This window comes from Faecalimonas umbilicata (assembly GCF_042846195.1).
GTDB classification, from domain to species: domain Bacteria; phylum Bacillota; class Clostridia; order Lachnospirales; family Lachnospiraceae; genus Faecalimonas; species Faecalimonas umbilicata.
Genome location: NZ_AP031411.1, coordinates 705,065 through 723,850, shown reverse-complemented (window position 1 = coordinate 723,850; position 18,786 = coordinate 705,065). Strand labels below are relative to the sequence as shown.

At 43.6% G+C, this 18,786-nt stretch carries 13 protein-coding genes; all 13 read right to left on the bottom strand.

Going from position 1 to position 18,786, the window contains the following annotated elements:
- Positions 1-9: 9 nt before the first annotated feature.
- Positions 10-3,003 carry a glucosaminidase domain-containing protein gene (locus ACGG81_RS03545; protein WP_390109618.1) on the bottom strand — a complete coding sequence of 998 codons (2,994 nt, stop codon included), beginning with the start codon at positions 3,001-3,003 and terminating at the stop codon, positions 10-12.
- 28 nt (positions 3,004-3,031) lie between these two features.
- Complete coding sequence (locus ACGG81_RS03540) at positions 3,032-5,191, bottom strand: N-acetylmuramoyl-L-alanine amidase (RefSeq protein ID WP_120105819.1); 2,160 nt, start codon at positions 5,189-5,191, stop codon at positions 3,032-3,034.
- 3 nt (positions 5,192-5,194) lie between these two features.
- Positions 5,195-6,709 (bottom strand): LTA synthase family protein, encoded by a 1,515-nt coding sequence (locus tag ACGG81_RS03535; protein ID WP_016439393.1) that lies wholly within the window; start codon positions 6,707-6,709, stop codon positions 5,195-5,197.
- 36 nt (positions 6,710-6,745) lie between these two features.
- Positions 6,746-7,666, bottom strand: a complete 921-nt coding sequence (locus ACGG81_RS03530) for a sugar phosphate nucleotidyltransferase (protein WP_117576761.1) — start codon at positions 7,664-7,666, stop codon at positions 6,746-6,748.
- A 58-nt stretch (positions 7,667-7,724) separates the two neighbouring features.
- The gene (locus ACGG81_RS03525) at positions 7,725-7,988 is read right to left on the bottom strand and encodes an HPr family phosphocarrier protein (RefSeq protein WP_390109615.1); all 264 of its coding nucleotides are present in this window, start codon (positions 7,986-7,988) and stop codon (positions 7,725-7,727) included.
- A 16-nt stretch (positions 7,989-8,004) separates the two neighbouring features.
- Positions 8,005-9,249 (bottom strand): YbbR-like domain-containing protein, encoded by a 1,245-nt coding sequence (locus tag ACGG81_RS03520; protein ID WP_009262978.1) that lies wholly within the window; start codon positions 9,247-9,249, stop codon positions 8,005-8,007.
- Entirely contained in the window at positions 9,227-10,108 is an 882-nt protein-coding gene (gene cdaA / locus ACGG81_RS03515) for a diadenylate cyclase CdaA (RefSeq protein WP_009262979.1), read from the bottom strand. The genes ACGG81_RS03520 and cdaA overlap by 23 nt, the downstream gene beginning before the upstream one ends.
- A gap of 30 nt (positions 10,109-10,138) precedes the next feature.
- Positions 10,139-11,185, bottom strand: coding sequence for a hypothetical protein (locus tag ACGG81_RS03510; RefSeq protein WP_009262980.1), 1,047 nt, complete (start codon positions 11,183-11,185; stop codon positions 10,139-10,141).
- Complete coding sequence (locus tag ACGG81_RS03505; RefSeq protein WP_270457770.1) at positions 11,186-11,557, bottom strand: hypothetical protein; 372 nt, start codon at positions 11,555-11,557, stop codon at positions 11,186-11,188. It abuts the gene before it with no gap.
- 85 nt (positions 11,558-11,642) lie between these two features.
- Complete coding sequence (locus tag ACGG81_RS03500; RefSeq protein WP_390109611.1) at positions 11,643-12,419, bottom strand: ComF family protein; 777 nt, start codon at positions 12,417-12,419, stop codon at positions 11,643-11,645.
- On the bottom strand, positions 12,416-14,638 hold the full coding sequence (locus tag ACGG81_RS03495; protein WP_009262983.1) for an ATP-dependent RecD-like DNA helicase: 2,223 nt from the start codon (positions 14,636-14,638) through the stop codon (positions 12,416-12,418). Before ACGG81_RS03495 ends, ACGG81_RS03500 begins: the two co-directional genes overlap by 4 nt.
- Positions 14,639-14,904: 266 nt before the next feature.
- Positions 14,905-15,894, bottom strand: coding sequence for a rod shape-determining protein (locus tag ACGG81_RS03490; RefSeq protein WP_390109608.1), 990 nt, complete (start codon positions 15,892-15,894; stop codon positions 14,905-14,907).
- A gap of 42 nt (positions 15,895-15,936) precedes the next feature.
- Complete coding sequence (gene uvrA, locus ACGG81_RS03485; protein ID WP_008976521.1) at positions 15,937-18,786, bottom strand: excinuclease ABC subunit UvrA; 2,850 nt, start codon at positions 18,784-18,786, stop codon at positions 15,937-15,939.

Genomic DNA, 18,786 nt, shown 5'->3' with positions numbered 1-18,786 from the left:
TTTTTGCTTTTATTTCTTTTTAAAGGCAGTTCCACCGCTTGATGGTCCCTGCTCTCCTTTTTTGACCAGTTTGATCTCTATAGCTTCTATATTTTTTGCATACCCTTCTGATCCTGCTGACTCGCCATTTTTCGCCCAGCCAAGCCATCCAAAATCTCTACAATGCGTTCTGTAATAAATGTCATATTTTTCTGACAACGCTCCTGTCAGGCGAATATTCACCGCTTCCATCGGAAGTGCCCTTCCGGTTGTACCGGTCTGCGCTCCATTTTTCACCCAACCTTGCCAGCCAATATCCTGCACATGTGCACGGTACTCTATATTTCCTCCTGCTGTTGCATTTACAAGGGAAATATGCATTGCTTCAATCGCTTTTGCCTGTCCGGTCGTACCACTCAACTCGCCATTTTTTACCCAATTCTGCCAGCCGATGTCTTGTACATGTGATTGATATTGTATTTCTATCCCTTTCTCTTGAAAAGCATTCGCCGTCTTCCCTGGTGCAGCACTTCCTTTTGGCATAATAATAATCTGAAGAGATTCCACATGGTATGCATACCCTGCGCTTCCTGATGCTGCTCCATTTTTCGCCCAATCGAGCCAGCCAAGATTTTGCACATGTGTTCTGTAGTAAATATCATAATTAGCCGCTGCCGATCCGGTCAATTGAATCTTAAGAGCTTCCACTGAGAGTGCTCTTCCCGTTGTTCCTGCCGTCTGGCCGTCTTTTACGTAATCCTGCCATCCAATATCTCTTACATGAGCACTGTACTTTATTCCTAAATTGCCCGCATTTTTCACTGCAATCTGAAGAGCCTCTACCGGAAGATTTTTACCTACCGTTCCTGCAAGTGTTCCATTTCCGACATACTCCTGCCACCCAATTTCAGATACATGTGCACGGTACTGAAGATCTACGGATTTCACTTGAAACGGAGTATCTGTTTTCCCCGGTGCACTACTCCATTTTGGAAGCACTGCGATTTGAATCGCTTCTATATGATAAGCATATCCTTGACTTCCTGCAGCAGTACCATTATCCGCCCAATCAAGCCATCCAAAATTTTGTACATGAACCCGGTAGTAAATATCATAATCTGCCGCTTTTTCTCCTGTCAGTTCAATTTTAATAGCTTCGATTGGCTTCGCCTGTCCCGTTGTCCCGCCAACACTTCCGTCACTCACATATTCAAGCCATCCCAAATCTCTCGTATGTGTACTGTATTTCACACCTAGCCCTGCCACACCGCTTGTCTGAATTTTAATCGCTTCCATCGGAAGATTTCTTCCGTTTGTTCCTGCCATCACACCATTTGATACCGCATCCTGCCAACCGATATCTTGTACATGAGCTGAGTAACTGATCACATTTTTCAGAGCCTCCGGCACTGACACGGGATCCACTGATGTTCCTCCATTGTTGCCTCCAGAATTTCCATTACCAGAATTACTGTTTCCTGAATCCCCGTTTCCGATAGAAACTTTTGTAATATAATCGCTGCTTACATAAGCATACATGTTTGTAAAGTCATACCGACCACTTCCGGAATGAATTCCGCTTCTGCTCCCATTTAATACTGGATCTGACTGAATTTTATAAAAGCCGGATGTTGGATTTTGTTCGAGTAAAATAAACGCATGGCTGGATTGTGTGCCGGTGGAATATACTTTTGTTGCAGAAGCGCTTCTCTCCTGTCTCACATTCAGATCTGTATGCTGATTACTGAGCGTATCTTTGACTCCAATTGTATATTTCCCCGCATCTCTGTTACCATTTGCCTTATCTAAACTCCAGGCTACATTTGCAGCTTTCTCACCCCAGTACGGATCGGAGGCATATTTTACATTCACTCCGCTCGCTTTGTTTCCTAGAAATCCTCCAAAATAACGCCAATCCTGTGGATTCATATATCCTTTTGAAAGAAATGTCTCTGTGAATTCATTGACACACTGTGTCGGACTGGCAAAATAATCTGCGCTCTGTCCTGGCGAAGTATCAATCGCATTCAGACCGAATAAGTTATTTTTATTCTGTGCAATCCAGCTGGATCCCCATGCACTTTCATTGGCTGCTACTCCAACAGCAAGCAATGCATTGATTCCATATGTATTCTGCGCATTGATAAACGAATTTCCCAGATCTCTCATTTTTGAACTTGCAGTTACCCTCGCATTAATCATCGCATTCAGATCACTTCCATAATTCGTTGTGCTTCGAAACGGAAGATATTGATAATAATTGTAATATGGCGCACTTGCATTTACCGATCTGCTTCGGTTTCCATTTTTATAATCCTCCAACATCTGTTGAAATGCTGATTCTGGATAAAAGTAATGTCCATCATAGCTGTAATACTTTGTGCCCTCTGACAAATAAGACGGAGCCGCCCCATTATCGAGTACACTCGCATAGGAACTTTTATTTACATTTATCGTAATATAATGAATCAGTCTTCCTCCTGTGACAGCATAATAACTTACAGATTGCGCTGCTGCTGCACTGACAACCTGAACTTTATTGGCATCTACAAGGCCAATAACCCCAGACAGCATAAATCTTACTTTCCCGCCGCTTGTCCCAAGGTAAGCGGCATCCGCTCCATACGATCCATGTGTATATCCTGAAGTGTTTGACCCCTCTTCTACATATTCTGTCACACCACTGCTTCCTGTATTGAAGTTGACAATCTGTCCTCCCCCAATCCTTGCCTTGTCTGCAGCGTAACTATCTACTGTTCCATCTTCGATTACAACTTCTGTAACATTTCCATCAAGATCCATACTCGTAATAGTTTGATTACTTTCCGGATTTTCTCCCTGAAACTCGACTGTCTCCTGCTCTTCAACAGATTCTGCCTGTTCTTCCTGAACAACCTCTTGACTTTCCTGTTCCTGATTAGATGGTTCCTGCACCTCTTGTGCATATGCCGACATAGGAATACTCGTCAGACTCATGCCCACTGCCAACAAAAATGCCGCAACTTTTCTTTTTGTTTTTCTCATATTACCTCCTATCTGATGCATTTTACTTTTATCGCTCTTTAAAAGCTGTACCTGATGTAGACGGACCCGCCTGTCCTTTCGGAATCAATTGGATTTCTACTGCCTCTATGGATTTTGCATATCCTGCACTCCCTGACTTTCCACCATTTTTTGTCCACGCAAGCCATCCAAAATCTCTACAATGCGTCCTGTAATAAATATCATACTTCGCAGCCGCATTGCCAGTCAGTTTCATCTCCAATGCTTCCATCGGAAGTGCTCTTCCGGTTGTTCCTGACATCTTTCCATTTGTCACATTGCTCTGCCAACCAATCTCAGAGACATGTGCACGATACTGAATGCCCGATATTCCACTTAAATTCACTTTGAGCGCTTCTATCGGAAGTGCTCTTCCAACTGTTCCCGCAGTTACTCCGCTTCCCACTGCATTCTGCCAGCCAATCTCAGAAACATGTGCCTGATAAGAAAGCGTCACCGCTGGCTGTTCCTGTGTTTTGTCTAAAAACGGCCTATTTGTTGCTCCCGGCGCGGCGCTTCCTGCCGGTACAATCCGAACCTGAACTGCTTCTAACTGATAAGCATATCCCTGTGTTCCCGCTGCCTGTCCGTCTTTTGCCCAGTCAAGCCATCCTATGTTGGAGGCATGTCCTCGGTAATATATATTATACTTTGTTGCGTTGCTTCCGGTCAATTTAATTTTCAATGCTTCTATCTGTAAATTTCTTCCTGTTGTTCCCGCTGTCTCACCATCACGGACGGTTCCCTGCCATCCAATGTCACGAACATGGGCACTATACTCAATCCCCACGCCTTCCATTCCGGCAATGCTCATCTGAAGCGCTTCTAAGCCAAGTGCTCTTCCAGTTGTTCCACAGAGTTCTCCATCTCCCACAGTACTCTGCCACCCAAGTTCTTGTACATGTGCTTTCAGATTCAGCCCCTTCTTTGACTCGTTTCCTTTCACCAGCCCATATTTCTGAGCAATTCCTGTCGCATCTGCAATCCCTAACTGTCTCAAGAAGTTTTCATCCTGAAGTTTTGCCGCATCATATCCATGATCGAGGAACGCATGCTCTACAATAATTCCTGTCAGTCCAAGTTCTTTTGCCAGCACATTTGTCGTAAAATAATCCGCCTTACTTCCATCCGGATACTGCCCGGACGGTCCCGCCAGTGTACTGTCCTTGATCTTGGCTCCCCGGTTTGGAAGTCCCAGCGCAGAGAGCTGCTCTAAAATTTTATTTGACACACTGAGTCCTTCTTCCGACAAGTCCGGACGGTAGTTTTTATTTGGATAGTAAATCTCTGCTCCGGTTCCTCCACCACTGTTAAAGTGAAGGTCTACATAAAGATCTGCTCCGGCATTTTTTGCATCTTTTACTCTCTGGTTCAGACAATAGCTTGATGTTGAATTATAAGGACAGCTTTCGCTTTCTCTGATCATTACAACTCTGACCCCACGATACTGTGACAATTCCTGCTGGCAGTATCTTGCCACTTTCAATGTCAGCACTTCTTCCCGCAATCCATTTGCAGATGCTCCCGGATGGTTTGCATCATGACCTGCACCGATTGCAACAACTACTTCTCTTCGCTCTCCACTTCTGGCACTTAGGACAGCTGCCTCAGTAACTCCCGCCTCATCCAGCGTTTCTGAAATTGCGGCCTCCGCTGTCTCTGCTCCTGCCTGCACCATCTGCTTTCCCTCATTCATCGAATAAGTTTCCACCTGAGCGCCCGACTCCGGAACGAACAGTGCCTCATCCTGCACTACTTGAAAAGAAGCTGTGATTCCTTTTTCCGCAAACAAAATCATCTGTTCCGCACCTGATCCATCAAGATATGCAATTCCTGTGATCTGATAAGTCCCGATTTCTTCCATCCCCTCCTTCTGAAAGAGAACGGTGTTATTTAAAATCTGTGCAGCTTCCACAGTACCCTCAGTTCCGGATTCCGTTTGATAGAATAATCTGGCACCCCCAATCACCATTTCTTCCTTTTGAAAACCGACAACGATATTTTGTACTCCTGATGTGCCCACAACATCTTCGTCCAGATATACATACGCAATTTCTTCCGGTCCTGCTGCCTTTACGGACATTCCAAAAATAAGTGTTGCCGCGATGATACACAGCAGACCGAGCATTCTCTCAATTGATTTTCTCCCTATTATTACTACACTCCTCATGAATTATTCTTCTCCCTCCACTTTGATATCACTGACAAAATTATCAAAGAATTTTGATTCTTTCACCAGTTCTTCATCGATTGTTTCTATTTCGTACTGCTCTGCCAGCGTCGGTTCTGCTGAAAACAGATTCGTACCGAGTCCCAGACGTTCTCCCTGAATCGTCACACCCATACTTGCAAGTGTAGACGGAAACATGTCCATCGTCGTAAACTGTCTGTTCTTTGTCTGTACTGGCATAACTGCCGGATTGATAAACGCATTATACACTGTTCTTTCATATGACGGATCAATATTCAAACAAAAATCACTGTCCATTGTCAAGTGATCCCCTGACAGAACGATCGTTGTATTCGGATAAAAGCTCTGCTGTTGGATCCATGTAAGAAATTCCTGAAGCTGATGGCTCGCACACAAGTATACATTTGCATATTGATTCTCAGTCACAGGCTGACATTTTTCACAATAATATCCATCTTCAAAATGTGTATCAACAGTCAGCATTGTAAAGTTAAACGGCTGCCCTGTCATCGAAATCTCTGTTAGCTTTTCCTTCGCGATATCAAACAGTTTTTGGTCTTCATATCCCCACCACACACGGTAATCCGGCGGAATTTTCCCATTTGCATTCGCCCATCCGTAATCCAGCATCTCATAATTTCCATGCTGCTCAAAATAATTTTTTCTTCCGCCAAACTCCGCATCGGAACCAATCAGAAGTGACTGTCGGTATCCCTGCTCTGCCAGGATATCTCCAATACTTGTAACTGCCGGCATAAATAAATCCTGATTAGACATCGCATTTCCATCAATCGGAATCTTCAACGGAAGTCCTGAAGTCTGTGCAAACATTCCTCCCATCGTCCACGTAGAACCAAATGCCGGATAGGCACCTCCTGCCAGCAAATCTGAATTGGAAAAACTAATATTATTTCTTGCAACCTCCGTCAGTTCCGGAATCACATTTTGATCAAAGGCTCCTCCATCTTCTTTTCCCATAAAGGTCGCCTCTGTAGATTCCAGGAAAATATAGATCAGATTCCTCTTCTGCTCCGGGAAAATGAGTTCTGTATTTTTCACATCTACATAGTGATCCTGGATAAATGTCGAATCTTTGCCCTGTGTTTCCAGATACGTTCCAATATCCAGATTCACCCAGAGATAATTTGCCGCACTCACCGATAAGACAACTGCCCCAACGATTCCTGCCGTGCAAACTACAGCATATTTTTTTCTCCTTTTTCTGAAAGCAATAAAAATTGCCAGTTCTAATAACATTACCAAGATTGCAGCCGGAAGACACTGATTGATAAAATCAAATATCATATCCGTATTTGTTCCCTCCATCGGTACCTTCAGATGAAAAATAATCTCATCAAATGTAATCAGCCCCCACGTATCCATCACCCATCTGGATGCATTGAACAATACAATTCCCAAACCACTCAAAACAATTACAAGGATTGACAATAAAATTGCCAATCCTTTCCAAACAGTATTTTTTATTTTTGTATGCATGTATTTTCTGCCTTCTACTTTCTTTCTATCTAGTACTTATCCGAATAATTTTTCCGGATATACCCCATTTGCCACAAGGCTCCTGATCGCTTCTACAACTGCCTCTTTATCTTCTTTGTAAGTAACCCCAAACCACTTATCATGTGATTTCAGCACTTTTACTTCCACCTTCTGCTCTTTTAACAGTTCACCAATGATCGTTGGAAGAAGATATTCTGCTTTCAGATCCGACTCTGGTATTTGAGAAAGGAACTCCTCAAAGCCTTCTTCTAAAATATGGAAAAATTCTGGAGTCAGTCCCCACATGTTCATTGACACCGGAGACTCGATATCAATCGGCTGCATTCCTTCCTCTGTACGCACTGCCGCCCCTTCCGGTACCATTTCAATCTGATGTGTCTCCACAATATCTGTCAGCATTCCCTGTTCGTCTACTTTGCAGATTCCTCTTGTCACACCGCCATTTTCGCTTAATGTGTTCTTCAGAACAAATCCCACCATACACAGCTTTTGCTTTTCTGATTGTTCCTTCTCTGCTGTCAGATATCCGAAAGCTTCTGCATATGCTTCTTTTCCATAATAATCATCTGCATTGATCACAAGAAACGGTTCTTTTACAACATCCTTACAGCAAAGAATTGCCTGTCCGGTTCCCCACGGCTTTGTTCGCTCTGCAAATCGTTCGCGATACTGTTCTGGGATATCTTCTCGCTCCTGATAAGCATACGCTACATTTACCACCTTTTCAATCCGATTTCCAATGACTTCTTTAAAATCTTTCTCTAGATCCTTTCTAATCACAAATACGACTTTATCAAAACCTGCCTCCATCGCATCCGCAATCGAATAGTCCATGATAATCTCACCATTTGGTCCGACTGGCTCCAACTGCTTGATTCCGCCACCGAATCTACTTCCAATACCCGCCGCCATAATTACCAATGTCGCTCTGTTCATTTTTCTTCTCCTTTTCTTTTGCAAAAATAGTCGAGCATTTATCTCGACTATTTTTATCTTATTCTCCTAAACCACTTTCGATCATCTCTATAATCTCTCGGGCTGCTGCTTCTTCATCTTCACCTTCAAATATAAATTCTACCTCATCTCCAGATTTCACACAAGCCCCTAAAATACTCAGAACACTCTTTGCATTCCCAGTAGAATTTTTCGCCTGAAATGTGATCTTGCATTCAAATTGCATTGCCGCCTTACACAGAAGTCCGGCGGGACTCAAGTGAAGCCCGGTTGGATTCTTGATTGTCACTACCTGCCTGATCATCTCTGCCTCCTGTTTTTTACTTTTTCTTTTCGACTGTAATATTGATCTTCTCACCCTTATACTGGCAGTCTCCATATCCTTCCACGACTGGAACTACTTGATATTTTCCCGGCGTATTATAATCTTTCATATCAATATAGACATTGATCTTGCTTGCATCAAGTTTCTTCAAATTCTCTTCGGAACCTGTAAATGCCAATTCAATCTGTTCAGAATCAAAGCTGACTTTCAGTCCCTCTTCCAGTTCTCTCGGAATGATCGAAGATACCGGTATATGGATTCTTCTGCTTCCACCTTCGCTGACAGAAATCGTCACTGCAATATTTTTCTGACTCTCATCTACCAGTTTTGTATTTTCCGGAAGATATGGCGTCACATCGATTCCAACTTCCGTACGACTGCTGATCTCTGTATTTTCCAATGCCTCTGCCGGTATTGTGATCTTATCGATTTCCTTTAACACATCCGGTCTTCCTGCAATCTGTACCTCAGCCGGTTCGATCAAAGCTTCCTCTACCACATATCCCTCTACAATGGCATCATTATATAGTACATCCAGCTTTACGTTTTTCGTATCAAGCAATTCCACATCAACAGATACTCCTTTTTCTCCAAGGTTCGTTTCAAACTGGAACTGATCAATGACTCCTCCGCCGGCATCATAAAGAATCAATTCTGCCGGAACTTCTCCATCGTTTGACATGCCCGACACGTCTGCTTTTGCCACAACTTTGTTAATCTGATTGATAGCGCTGACACCACCTTGGATTGTAATATAAGCCGGATTCGGCGTGACCGGTCCGAGCACATATCCATCTCTCACAGTGCCTCTCGTCTCTGCGACAATAGGAAATCTCTTGGACAGATAATTCTCAATTTCTACTTCCAGATTTCTCGGATTGGTATAGGCCTCCTCATACTCATCCTCATATCCGCTGATACTTACCTCTACTGGAATCAAAGCCCTGTTTTCCAGATTTTGCATATCTGCATATGCGGTTATCTTTTCTGGATGTTCCTTCAGATCACTCAAAATAGATTTTTTTGCCTTAACCGTGACTTCCACAGACTGCTCTCCGACAACCGAATACGTCTTCCCTTTGGATGTGATAATATCATCATTCCGTATTCCAACAGAAATTCCCTTAAAAGTCCGTGTATCAATCGGATCTTCGACATTCATAACAACAAGCCACAAAACTATTGTGAAGAACACTGCGATGAATTTCAGCCCCAAATTATTTGTCAGTCTTTCTTTCATCTTTTCGCCTTCCTTTCCATGGAATCAGACGTTTCCGCTCTACCGTACGATCCTGCACATCAATCAATCTCTCTGTGAGCCGTTCCGGGCGTACATTACGCTCCAGACGTCCTCCCATCGCAATGGAAACTGCCCCGGTTTCTTCTGATACTGCAATGATCAGCGCATCGCTCACTTCGCTCATTCCCACTGCCGCACGGTGTCTTGTTCCAAGATCCTTGCTTAACTTCATATTGTCTGAAAGAGGAAGATAACAGGTTGCTGAGACGATTCTGTCTCCTCTGATAATGATCGCACCATCATGGAGCGGTGTATTGTGTTCAAAAATATTGATCAGCACCTGACTGGAAACAAGACAATCCAAACGGATCCCTGTGCTTTCATACTCCGTCAGTTTGATCGCTCTCTCTACAACGATCAACGCTCCTGTCTTAACTTTTCCCATCTCAAAGCATGCTCTGACAATACCATCAATAGTCTCTGTGCTAAATCTGACAGACTCTTTCTTCTTATCCAAAGGCACAACCGAAGACAAAATATTTTTCTCTCCGAGTTTTTCAAGTGCCCTTCGAAGCTCTGGCTGAAAGACAACAACTGCCGCCATCGCCAGCACATCGATCGCATGGCTCGCCAAGAACAAAATGGTATTCATCTCAAAAATTGCAGCGACAAGAATGAATGCACAAAGTACAAGCATTCCCTTCAACAGCATCCATGCTTTTGTATTTTTTATCCACACCATAATCTCATAGACCAATACCGAAATAATGATGATCTCAATAATATCGACAACTTTAATCTCTGGTATATACCATGCGGAAATATATTTTTCAAGGAATCTCTCAAACTGTGCCCCCATCTTATCACCTCCTGTACTTATTTTTGAAGACTATTTTTCTAATTCTTTTTCAATCATTCTCTGAAGATCCTGCTGATCCTCCTCTTCATTTCTATCAAACACTTCCCCTGCTCCTCTGATCTCATCCGCCGGAAGTGTTGTTGTCTCTTGTCTCTCATTGATCTTTTTCACTGTCTTTCTTGGAGCCGGCACTGAAATCTTCGGAACTGCCTTGATGTAGTAATAATACTCATCATCTTCAAACTGAATCTGTTCCGTCCGGGAATAGTCCACTGTAAATACAAAAAATTCCAACACAACTGCAATCAGTCCTGCTACTATATTCCCACCGATCATACCACCATATGGAATATGTACATCAAAGACAAGTTCTCCGCTTACAACGAGCACAACATTGGCGATAATCCCAACAGCGATCGCCACTTTCCATGCATAGTCAAAGGAACTTCTGCGGATTGCATACACAATCAGCAGGCACACCGAAAATGCAAGTACAAATATCAACATCTCTTTGTTAGTAAAAATCTGTTTTGTAAATTCTGTCACTGCATTCATCAATCCCTCTGCGCCTGCACTGCCTTTAAATGCAGTCGCTGATGACGATACAAAATGCAACATAAAATAAACAATTGTCCCACATGCAACCGGTACAACATAGACCGGAGTTCCGATCAACCCATAGACAACCGGGATAATATACGGAACTTTTAATACAAATGCCAGAGGTGTCAGCAACAAAATAGTCGCCGTCCCCGGTGCGAATCGAAAATAAAAAATAAACATCATCAAAAACACGGCTGCCGTTACAGCAAACACTGCCATTGACAACGAAAACAAATGCAGCAAAATCAAAACTGCTGCTGCCACCGCCATATACACTGATGGCAAAAATGTAAAGAACACTGTCAGACCTGCCGTCACATATTTGGATGCCGCCAGTTCCATATAGCCAAGCTTAGAGTTGATCATCCCAAATACGAGAATTCCAAGAATCAGCTGAAGTACTTTATCGATATATTTTGCATACCGCGCATATAATTTCTGCATCTCTTCTTTCCACACGTATAAACTATTCATCTACATATTCTCCTTTTTATACATCTTACTCAGGCGCGATAAATTCCTGTAATATCTCTTTACTCTCAATTTTGCTTCATTGTGTTTCTTTTTGTAATAACTTCCAGCCATCATCCCATAGATGATCAACACTGCAATATATCCGATCACAACCAGCACACCAAGCAAAAAAAACTTTGCAAGTGTCAGGTCTTCAAAAATCCTCTCCAGATTCACAAGAAAAAATAATCCGACTGCCAATCCATACCCAATCGTCGTCCAAATCAATGTGACAATTGTACGGAAACTCACATAATCTTTTCTATAATAGCTGTTCACTTTAAAATCTTCTTTTCCCTGTCCTTCTTCATAAGAGGCCAGCTTTATCATCATCTTGACTCGTTCCTCATTTAACATCTCGTCACCTCTGTCTCTGTTTTTCCCCTCAGCCAAACACTATTTTTAGTATAGCATATAATCAGAAACCTTGTCCAACACTTATAGTCAGAAAATATACTTTTTGTACCCCATTTTCTTTCAATATGCGGGCAAGCTCATCCACAGTACTTCCCGTTGTATAGATATCATCGACCAGAAGTACTTTTTTCTTTGGCTTCCAGTCATCCTCCACGGCAAAGGCTCCGGAAAGTGCCCTCCTTCTCTCACTTGGATTCATCTCTTTCAATGCATTTGTTTTTTGAACTCTTCGGACTGCAAATGCCTCCATAGGGACCTCCAACCGTCCGGAAAGCTCTTTTGCCAAAACTTCTGCCTGATTGTATCCTCGTTTTCTCCGCTTACTTTTATGAATTGGTACAGGAATGATCACCTCGATCTGCCATTTTCTTAACAGATCTGCAAACTGTCCTGCCATTTGTTCCGCATAGTACTGTGCAAATACGCGACGATTTCTATACTTAAACTGATAAATCGATTGCGAAACCGGCATTTTATGGAGCCACAGACTCCTTCCCTGCTCATAGAAATGTATGATTTTCTGACAGTCATAGCAGTATTCCTGCTCCTCATAGCGCACTGGTTTTCCACATTTTTTACAGAGAGGCTCCTGCAGTATCTTTACTTCCTTCCGGCAGCTTTCACAAATCCCCTCAGAAGCTACTGTTCCACAAAACACACAAGTGGTCGGATAAAGTAATTCTAAAATCCTGTGCCCTATAAGTTTTGCTCTCCATTTTTCTGCTGTTTTTCTTTCTCTGTTCTTCTGTTTCTCTGTTTTTTTCATTCTTTGTATCACAAGATACTTTCATACCGCTCACGAATCGCTTCCGCCAGACTCGTATACCGTTTTTGCTCACTTTGATTTTCAATCATCTCATAAAAAGTATGCTCATCTCCTACCAGTGTAACACACTTTTTTGCCCTTGTAATCGCTGTATATAATAAATTTCTGTGATATAGCAGTCTTGGGCCCGGCAGAAGCGGAATCACAACCGCCGGATACTCGCTCCCCTGGGATTTATGTATCGTGATCGCATACGCCAACTCCAACTCCTCCAGCATTTTAAAGGAATATTCTACCTGCTTTCCTTCTTCATACTCCACCGTCATGAGTTCCTGGTAATGATCGATTTTCTTGACGATTCCCATATCTCCGTTAAAAATGCCAACTCCTTTGTCCACAGTCAGCCCATATTTCGTTTTGACTTCCCACTCCAGCTGGTAATTATTCTTAATCTGCATGACCTTGTCGCCAACCCGGAATTTCTTATTTCCATATTCTTTTTCTTCTTTCTTTCGATCCGGCGGATTCAGATATTCCTGTAAGATCACATTAAGCCGCTCTACCCCGATCAATCCTTTTTTCATTGGTGTAAGCACCTGGATCTCATGCATCGGAGCATCCACATACTTCGGCATTTTTTCCTTTACAAGCTGGATGACGATGCTGATGATCACGTTTGCATCCTGCCGTTTTAAGAAAAAGAAATCTCTTCCTTTGTTTTTCAGCTCAACCGGCTCTCCATTGTTAATCTTATGCGCATTGACTACAATATCACTTTCCCCCGCCTGGCGGAAAATCTTATTGAGCCGCACAACCGGAAAACATTCTGATTTGATCATATCCTTCAACACACTTCCCGGTCCCACTGATGGAAGCTGATTGACGTCCCCCACAAGGATCAGATGAGTCCCAACCATCACTGCCTTTAAAAGCGCATGAAACAAAGATAGATCCACCATTGACATTTCATCTATGATGATCACATCTGCCTCCAGCGGATTCTCTTCATTTCTTCCAAATCCTCCTGTCTGTTCCCCCTCTGGATTGCCATTGACCTCCAGCAGTCTGTGTAATGTCTGCGCCTCGCAACCAGTCGCCTCCGTCATTCTCTTTGCCGCACGTCCGGTCGGTGCCGCCAGATAAATATTCAGCCCTTCGCTCTCAAAAAAATGAATCATCGCATTGATCGTCGTTGTCTTTCCAGTTCCTGGCCCTCCAGTCAGCACAAGCAGACCATTTTTTACTGCTTCTTTTACTGCTGTCCGCTGCAATTCATCCAAAGATAGCTCTGCATACGCCTCAATCTTGCTCAGGCGCTTTTCCAGATAATCTTCTCCCACTTCATTTTTGATATCTAGATCGTACAACATTTTTGCAGTATTTAATTCCAGATAATAGAAATGAGAAGCATACACTCTCTTTCCCTCTGGCTTCTCCTTGACGACGATCTTCTTTTCCATACACAGATCCATCAGATGCCGCTCCATATCTTCAATTTTCACCTGCAAAAGTTGGCTTGTTCGCGCAAGCAGTGTCTGTTCCGGAAGGTACACGTGTCCTTCCCCAACTGCCTGAAGCAACGTATAAAAGATACCACTCCGGATTCGGAAATCAGAGTCTGTATGGATCCCTACCTTTGCTGCGATCTCATCGGCAGTCTTAAATCCAACCCCCTCTACATGATCTGCCAGCTGATACGGATTCTGTTCGACCACGCGATAAATGCTCTGTCCATAATGCTGATAAATCTTTGCCGCAAGTGTTGTTGAAATACCATATTTCTGCAAATACAACATTGCCTGTCGCATTTCCTTCTTCTCTTCTACCTGCACTGCAATCTCTCTTGCCATTCTCTCGCTGATCCCTTTGATCTCTGCGAGACGTTCCGGCTCTTCTTCGATGATGCGGAAGGTATCCCCTTTGAATTTTCTTACAATTCTGCCTGCCAGCGCACTTCCAAGTCCCTTGATTGCTCCGGAACCAAGATAAACTTCTATAGAATGAAGATCTTCTGGCTCTTTTACCCGATACTCCTGTACTTGAAGCTGTGATCCATACACCGCATGATTCGTATATTCTCCGGATACCTCCAGAAACTCTCCCTCGCTAATATAATGAAACATCCCGACACAAGTCAGATCCCCATCTTCATTGTGCAGATGAAACACCGTATAACCATTGTCTTCATTGCGAAACACAATGTGCTCCACATATCCGATTATTTTCTCCATGTTCCTGCTCTTTTCCTTTTCTGTTAAATCTGTTTCTATCGTACCATGTTCTTAAAAGCATGAAAACTCCTTTGTAGATTGCTTTTCAGAAAATACATATGCTCCTTCTATCACACAAAATATATAAAAAAAACTGCCGTGAACTAAAGCTTTCATCCAAACTTTTTCACAGGATTTCCCTTCCTCTGTCTGTTCTTCCGAATTCCTTACTTCCCGGCAGCTTATGCTCTATTATTTTCAATGTTTTTTGTAAAATCTAAACCTGACTAAGAATTTCTTCTCATCCCAGTAACTTCTGCAAATTGTCCACTTCCCACTGCAACAACTTTCATCGGATCTTCTGCTGCCATCGTCCGGATTCCCGTCTTCTCCTCCATCAGTGTATCCATCCCCCGCAGAAGTGCACCTCCTCCGGTCAGCATAATTCCACGCTCCAAAATATCCGCTGACAATTCCGGTGGTGTCTGCTCCAGTACATGTATCACCGACTCTACAATTTGGTCTGCCACTTCCCTCAGGACAGACTCTGTCTCTGAGGAAGTCACCGTAACTGTTTTCGGCAATCCCGTCACAAGATTCCGTCCTCTGATCTCTATCTCCAGTTCCTCTTCAAGCGGATAAACCGTTCCCACTTTGATCTTAATCTCCTCCGCCGTACGATCACCAACCAGCAGATTCTGCTTTTTTCTCATATAGCGTGCAATTGCCTCATCAAAATCATTCCCCGCCGTCTTCACAGAAGTATGGACCACTGCTGCCCCCAGCGAAATCACCGCCACATCCGTTGTTCCGCCGCCAATATCTACGATCATATTGCCAAATGGTTTCATAATATCCAAACCAGCTCCGATCGCTGCCGCCACCGGTTCTTCCACAAGACAGACTTCTCTTGCTCCTGCTACATAAGCAGCCTCCTCCACGGCCTTCTGTTCCACTTCTGTGATCTGACACGGAACACAAATGCTGATTCTAGGTTTCTTTAACATCCTTCTTCCGAGCGACTTCTGCACAAAATATTTAATCATCTTTTCTGTGACCGTATAGTCTGATACAACACCTTTTTCCAAAGGTCTGATCGCGATGATATTCCCCGGTGTCCTTCCAAGCATCAGTCTAGCTTCTTCTCCAATGGCTTTTATCTCTTTCGTATCCCGGTCCAGTGCCACGACAGAGGGCTCCTTTAATACAACCCCTTTGCCTTTTATAAACACGAGTACGCTTGCAGTTCCCAGATCAATTCCGATATCTGCCGACATCTCGATTCCCCTTTCCTCATTTTTGTCTGTCTGATTTTTTGTTTATTCCCCCTGCCGCAACAGCGGTGCAATATACTTTCCGGTGTAAGAGCATTCGGAAGCGGCAACCTGTTCCGGTGTTCCTTTTGCGATCACCGTCCCTCCTTTGTCTCCTCCTTCCGGACCGATATCGATCAGATAATCAGCCGTTTTAATCACATCCAGATTATGCTCAATGACTACCACTGTATTTCCATCTGCAGACAGCTTCTGCAAAATTTCTGTAAGCTTATGCACATCCGCAAAATGCAGTCCAGTTGTCGGTTCATCCAAGATATACACCGTTTTTCCGGTGCTGCGCTTACTCAATTCCGCCGCCAATTTGATCCTCTGCGCTTCTCCTCCCGACAATGTGGTGGATGGCTGTCCAAGACGAATGTAAGACAGTCCTACATCATACAACGTCTCCATTTTCCTGCGGATGCTCGGCACATTTTCAAAGAAATGAAGTGCTTCTTCCACAGTCATATTGAGTACATCGTAAATACTTTTTCCTTTATATTTTACCTCCAACGTCTCACGGTTATACCTTTTTCCATGACAAACTTCACATGGTACATAGACATCCGGCAAAAAGTGCATCTCGATTTTCAGAATCCCATCTCCACTGCACGCTTCACATCGTCCTCCCTTGACATTAAAACTGAATCTTCCTTTCTTATACCCTCTGGCCTTTGCGTCTGCTGTTGCCGCAAACAGATCACGGATCAGATCAAAGACTCCCGTATAAGTTGCCGGATTCGATCTCGGCGTCCTTCCGATTGGAGATTGGTCTATATTGATTACTTTATCTACCTGTTCCAGCCCTTCGATCCGCGTATGCTTTCCGGGAATTGTCCGGGCGCGGTTCAGTTCTTTTGCCAGTGCTTTATATAAAATCTCATTCACAAGAGAACTCTTTCCAGATCCCGAGACTCCTGTCACACATGTCATGACCCCCAGTGGAATCTCCACATCAATATTTTTCAAATTGTTTTCTCTTGCTCCAAGAATCTTAAGAAATCCTTTCGGCTCCCTTCTTTCTTCCGGTACCGGAATCTTCTTCCGACCGCTCAGATACGCGCCCGTCACAGATTTTTTATTTTTCATAATCTCTTTTGCCGTACCTGCCGCTACAACTTCTCCGCCGTGCTCTCCTGCCCCAGGACCGATATCGACAATATAATCCGCTTCCTTCATCGTATCTTCATCATGTTCTACAACAATCAGTGTATTTCCAAGGTCTCTTAAATGCTTCAACGTCTTTAACAACTTGTCATTGTCTCTCTGGTGCAGTCCAATGCTCGGCTCATCAAGGATGTAGGCCACACCTACAAGTCCGGAACCGATCTGGGTCGCCAGTCGGATTCTCTGTGCCTCACCGCCGGAGAGTGTTCCTGTCGCCCGAGAAAGGGTAAGGTAATCCAGCCCAACATCCATCAGAAAATTTGTCCTCGCTTTGATCTCCTTTAGAATCTGTCCGCCGATCAGCTCCTGTGTCTCTGTCAACACGAGTTCTGCAAGAAATTTTTGCAATTTTTCGATTGATAATGCGGTTACCTCCGCAATATTCATTCCGCCGACAGTCACTGCAAGCGCATCCTTCTTCAAACGCTGTCCCCCACAAGTATGACACGGGGTAATCCGCATAAAAGATTCATATTCTGCTTTCATCGTCTCAGAGCCAGTCTCCCGGTATCGGCGCTCTACATTCCTTAGCAGTCCCTCAAACGCGACATCATAAACACCTTCGCCCCGCTGTCCTTTATAGTATACTTTCACTTCCCTTCCATCTGTACCATGAATCAGCACATGCTGCACCGCTTCCGGATAGTCCTCAAACGGCGTATCCAGATCAAACCCGTACTCTTTGCAGAGTGCCTCCAGGATTGCTCTTGTAAAACTCCCTTTATCTGTGCAAGACTGCCATCCGATCACCGTAATCGCTCCGTCATTGATACTGAGTGTTTTATCTGGGATCATCAAATCAATATCAAATTCCATCTTATATCCAAGACCATAACAATCCGGACATGCTCCAAAAGGATTATTGAAAGAAAAGCTTCTCGGCTCAATCTCTTCTATACTGATTCCACAATCTGGGCAGGAAAAACTCTGGCTGAAATTTAATGTTTCTCCGCCGATCACATCTACCTGAAGCAATCCTTCCGCCAATGTCAGTACACTCTCAATCGAATCTGACAGTCTTTTTTCAATCCCTTCCCGTACGATCAGACGATCTACAACAATTTCAATATTATGCTTGATATTCTTATCCAGTATAATCTCCTCGGTCAGTTCATACATACTTCCATCCACGCGCACACGAACATATCCACTCTTCTTCGCTTTCTCAAACAGTTTTGCGTGGGTTCCCTTGCGCCCTCTGACTACCGGAGCAAGTAGTTGAATCTTCGTTCCTTCCGGCAGTTCCATAATCTGATCTGTCATCTGATCCACTGTCTGCTTTTTAATCTCTTTTCCACACTTTGGACAATGTGGGATACCAATCCTCGCATACAGTAATCGAAAATAATCATAAATCTCCGTCACCGTTCCAACTGTCGACCTCGGATTTCGATTCGTAGATTTCTGATCGATCGAAATCGCCGGGGAAAGGCCTTCGATACTCTCTACATCCGGCTTCTCCATCTGTCCTAGAAACTGTCTCGCGTAGGAGGATAATGACTCCATATACCTTCTCTGTCCCTCTGCATAAATCGTATCAAATGCCAGAGAAGACTTTCCAGAACCACTCAATCCTGTCAATACTACAAGCTCATTTCTCGGAATATCCACATCAATATTTTTCAAATTGTGTTCGTTTGCACCTCTAATCTTAATATACTGCTTCTTTTCTGCTTTGCGTGCCAT